The sequence below is a fragment of the Nocardioides sp. CPCC 206348 genome (assembly GCF_048654705.1).
Lineage (GTDB): Bacteria > Actinomycetota > Actinomycetes > Propionibacteriales > Nocardioidaceae > Nocardioides.
Genome location: NZ_JBMCZA010000216.1, coordinates 9,441 through 13,333, shown reverse-complemented (window position 1 = coordinate 13,333; position 3,893 = coordinate 9,441). Strand labels below are relative to the sequence as shown.

The following is a 3,893-nucleotide window of genomic DNA, read 5'->3' as shown; positions in this document are numbered from 1 at the left end:
CGCACCGGCCCGATCATGCTGCGCTGGCAGCAGCTCACTCGCGACCTCACGGCTGCGGACGGACCGGCGGTCGAGATCGTGAAGGTCGGCCAGGTGCCCTCCCATCTGCCGACGCTCGCAGGGTTGTCCGAAGCGGAGTACGCCGACCGGATCACCGCGCGGCAGCGGGCGGTCGCGCGCCGCATGCTGTCCTGACCCGAGCCACTGCGGATTCATCAAGGGATGTCGCCGAACCCGCGCTTCCCACGGCGTACACACGCTGGGAAGTGCCCACTCGGCCACATACCTTGATGAATCCGCACCCAACCGGTAGACCAAAACTGAAACACGTTCTAGTCTGTCCGGCATGGTGGATCTGCTGACCGACAAGGTCATCGTGTTGTCAGGTGTCGGCCCGGGCCTCGGCCGGGCACTGGGCGAAGAGGCCGCGAAGATGGGCGCCGACCTGGTGCTCGCCAGTCGCACGCCCAAGCGGCTGGAGAAGGCCGCCGAGGTGGTCCGGTCGTTCGGGCGCCGGGCCCTCGTCGTACCGACGGACATCACGGACGAGGCAGCGCGGCAGAACCTCGTCGACGCCGCGCTCGCGGAGTTCGGCAAGGTCGACTGCCTGATCAACAACGCCTTCGGCATCCCGCCCATGGACCCGCTGAGCACGCTCTCGCTCGAGAGCCTCCGCGCCGCGAACGAGACCAACGTGTTCGCGCCGCTGCGCCTGTCGGCCCTCTTCGCCGACGCCCTGGCTGCGACGCCCGAGAAGGTCGGTGGCTCGGTCATCATGGTCAACTCGTGCGTCGTCTACAGCAGCCAGCCCGAGTACGCCGGCTACAAGCTGTCCAAGGGCACGCTCAAGCACATGGCGTCGTCGCTGGCGACCGAGCTCGGGCCGCGCGGGATCCGCGTCAACAGCGTCGCGCCGTCGTACATCTATGAAGACGTGAACAAGGCGTACTTCGACTGGATCGCCTCGGAGTCCGGCCGCACCCACGAGGAGGTGTACGCCGAGAAGGCCGCGCCCACCGACCTGAAGCGGCTCGCCACTCCGGACGAGGTCGCCCGCGCCACCCTGTTCCTGGCCTCGGACCTGGCGTCCGCGGTGACCGGCGTGATGCTCAACGTCGACTGCGGTGAGTTCCATGTCGACTGACGCGACCACGGAAGAGGGCCCGCGGCAGCGCGCCGATGTCGGCTCCTACGAGGACATCGCCGCGGCGGCCACCCGCACGACAGGACTGAGCGATTTCGGCGGCACGGCCCACGAGGAAGGCCTGCGCCTGCTCGTCGAGGACCTGGCCTCCCCGGAGGCGGCTGACGCCGGTCGGCAACTACTTCCACCGCGCCGAGGTCAAGAGCGCGCTGGTCGGCCGGTTGCTGACCGAGGCCCGCTTCACCCAGTTCCCCGAGCACGCCGAGGTGACGATCGAGCGACCGATCTTCGTGGTCGGCCTCCCCCGCACCGGCACGACCGCCCTGCACCGCCTGCTGTGCGCCGACCCCGGCCACCAGGGGCTCGAGGCCTGGCTGACGGAGTTCCCGCAGCCGCGGCCGCCGCGCGAGACGTGGGAGCAGGACCCGGTCTTCAACGCGATGCAGGCGGCCTTCCAGCGCCACCAGATCGCGAGCCCCGAGTTCATGGGCATCCACTACATGGATGCGACGTCGGTCGAGGAGTGCTGGCGGTTGCTGCGCCAGACCGGCAAGTCGATCTCGTACGAGTCGCTCGCCAACGTGCCGCGCTATTCGGAATGGCTGGCCGGGCAGGACTGGACCGACGCGTACGCCCGCCACAAGCAGAACCTCCAGCTGATCGGCCTCAACGACACCGACAAGCGGTGGGTGCTCAAGAACCCGTCACACCTGGTCGGCCTCGACGCCCTGATGACGGTCTACCCGGACGCCCTGATCGTCATGACGCATCGCGAGCCGGTCACCTCGATCGCCTCCGCGTGCTCGCTGTCGGCCGAGGCCACTGCCGACACCTCGACGACCTTCGTCGGCGAGACCATCGGGAACACGCAGCTCTCCATGCTGGCCCGGTCCTGGCAGACCTTCTGGACCTCCCGCCAGAAGTACGACGACCGCCAGTTCTTCGACGTCGACTACCGCGAGTTCGTGCAGGATCCCGTCGGCACCGTCGGCTCGATCTACGAGGCGTTCGACATCGACTGGACCGACGCGGCGCGCAGCGAGGTCGTGCGGATCGACTCGGAGTCACGCACCGGCAAGGCGCGTCCCTCCCACCGCTACGACCTGTCGGACTACGGCCTCACCGAGGAGCGGGTGCGCGAGGCGTTCGTCCTCTGAGTACTCACGTCGCCCTGCGCCGGGCGGCCGGCGTCCCGGGTGTCGGGAACCAGCGCCAGACGACGACCGACTGGCCGAGCGTCCACGCCGAGTTGCAGATCCAGTAGACGAGCAGTGCCGTCGGCACGAACCCGCCGGCGACGAGCAGGCCGATCGCGGAGAGTGCCGGCATCATCTGCTGCGCCGTCGCCATCGCCTCGGGCAGCCCGTCGGTCACGGTGTTGCTGGCGACGAAGTAGCGCTGCGTGACGAAGGCCAGTCCGGCTGCCACCAGGGCCAGGCCGGCCACGACGGCGAAGTGACCCGGCCCGCCACCGAGATAGCCACGCGCCGCGAGGGGCACCGCCAGCAGGGTGGCGCTCCCCAGCGCTCCGACGAGATCGCCGTCCATCGCGCCCACGGGCGCACCACCGGCGACCTCGGCGAGCAGGTGGTAGAGCGCCAGCCAGAGCGGAACCTGGATCAGCACGGGCAGGCAGCCGAGCCGGGAGACGCCGTGCTCGGCGGAGATCCTCCGGCGCTCCTCGAGGTGTTCACGCACGCTGGCGGCGTCCTTGCGATCGCGATACCGCGCGGCGACGTCCTGCAGGTGCGGCCGGGCCCGGGCCGAGGAGTGGGCGTGCCGCACGCCGTGGACGACGAGGGGCAGCAGCGCCACCCGCACAGCCACCACGACGGTGGCGATGCAGAGCAGCCAGGTGGAACCGGAAGCGGCGTCGGCGCCGAGGTGGGTGAGGCCGGCATGGGTGGCTGCGACGAGGGCGGCCAGGGAATGCGTCAACGGGTCGAGAAGGGACATGCGTGTGCTCCTGGGGACGAGAGGGTTGGTCGGACGTGCTCGCCACAGGGGCGAGGGTCAGACCAGTCCGGGAGCGCGCGGGCGGAGCGGGTGACGCAGCGGGTCGGTGACCCGACCGGCCAGCAGGGACGGCGTCCGGTCGGAGGTGGACGCACGCGGTGGGGCCAGACAGGCAGCCGCCGTGACGGCGTACGACTGGACGACGAGGGCAGCGACCACGGCGACGGCAACGGCCGCCAGGACGACGCTCGACGGCGCATCCAGGGTCGAGGCGAGCAGCGCAGGGATGAACAGCGCGATCAGCGCACCTGCCATCCGGGTCATGCGGAGATGCTATGCCGTGCCTCAGACCACGCAGAGGCAGAACGGATGCCCGGCCGGGTCGAGGTAGACCCGGAAGGTCGTGCCCGGCTGGTGCTCGTGCTTGCGGGCACCGAGCGCGAGGACGGCGCCCTCCGACTCGTCGAGGTCGTCGACATCGACGTCGAGGTGGACCTGCTGGGGCTTGTCCTGCCCGGGCCAGTCCGGAGCCTGGAAACCGTCGACCCGCTGGAAGTGGATCGCCTGGTCACCCGAGGTGATCGACGCCCAGCTGCCGTCGACATCGGGCTCCGGCGCCCAGCCGAGGATCGCGCCGTAGAACTCCGCCAGCACGACGGGGTCCGGGCAATCGATGACGAACTGGGGGTTGCGTGCGATGGCCATGCCCCGACCCTAGGCCGAATCCCCGACAACTCGCTGCACGGAATTCACGCTGTCCTCCACAGGGCCGACGGAGCGCGGTTTCACCGCG

Annotated in this window: 5 protein-coding genes and 1 pseudogene; 3 read left to right on the top strand and 3 right to left on the bottom strand. The window is 70.0% G+C overall.

Features of this window, described 5'->3' with window-relative positions; all coding sequences use genetic code 11:
* From ACOADB_RS23355 to ACOADB_RS23345, 3 genes and pseudogenes are all read left to right on the top strand, one after another.
* A pseudogene (locus tag ACOADB_RS23355) lies at positions 1–195 on the top strand (hypothetical protein); the annotation flags it as partial.
* A gap of 151 nt (positions 196–346) precedes the next feature.
* Positions 347–1,144, top strand: coding sequence for an SDR family oxidoreductase (locus ACOADB_RS23350; protein WP_378604373.1), 798 nt, complete (start codon positions 347–349; stop codon positions 1,142–1,144).
* Between the two features lie 221 nt (positions 1,145–1,365).
* Positions 1,366–2,301 carry a sulfotransferase family protein gene (locus ACOADB_RS23345; protein WP_378604370.1) on the top strand — a complete coding sequence of 312 codons (936 nt, stop codon included), beginning with the start codon at positions 1,366–1,368 and terminating at the stop codon, positions 2,299–2,301.
* Between the two features lie 4 nt (positions 2,302–2,305).
* On the opposite strand, the gene yidC is transcribed toward ACOADB_RS23345, so the two are convergent.
* The 3 genes from yidC to ACOADB_RS23330 are packed head-to-tail and all read right to left on the bottom strand — an operon-like array spanning position 2,306 to position 3,805.
* Positions 2,306–3,100 carry a membrane protein insertase YidC gene (yidC, locus tag ACOADB_RS23340; RefSeq protein ID WP_378604367.1) on the bottom strand — a complete coding sequence of 265 codons (795 nt, stop codon included), beginning with the start codon at positions 3,098–3,100 and terminating at the stop codon, positions 2,306–2,308.
* A 57-nt stretch (positions 3,101–3,157) separates the two neighbouring features.
* Positions 3,158–3,424: a hypothetical protein gene (locus ACOADB_RS23335; protein WP_378604364.1), complete on the bottom strand. Its 267-nt coding sequence runs from the start codon at positions 3,422–3,424 to the stop codon at positions 3,158–3,160.
* Positions 3,425–3,445: 21 nt separating this feature from the next.
* Entirely contained in the window at positions 3,446–3,805 is a 360-nt protein-coding gene (locus ACOADB_RS23330) for a VOC family protein (protein WP_378604361.1), read from the bottom strand.
* Between the last annotated feature and the right edge of the window lie 88 nt (positions 3,806–3,893).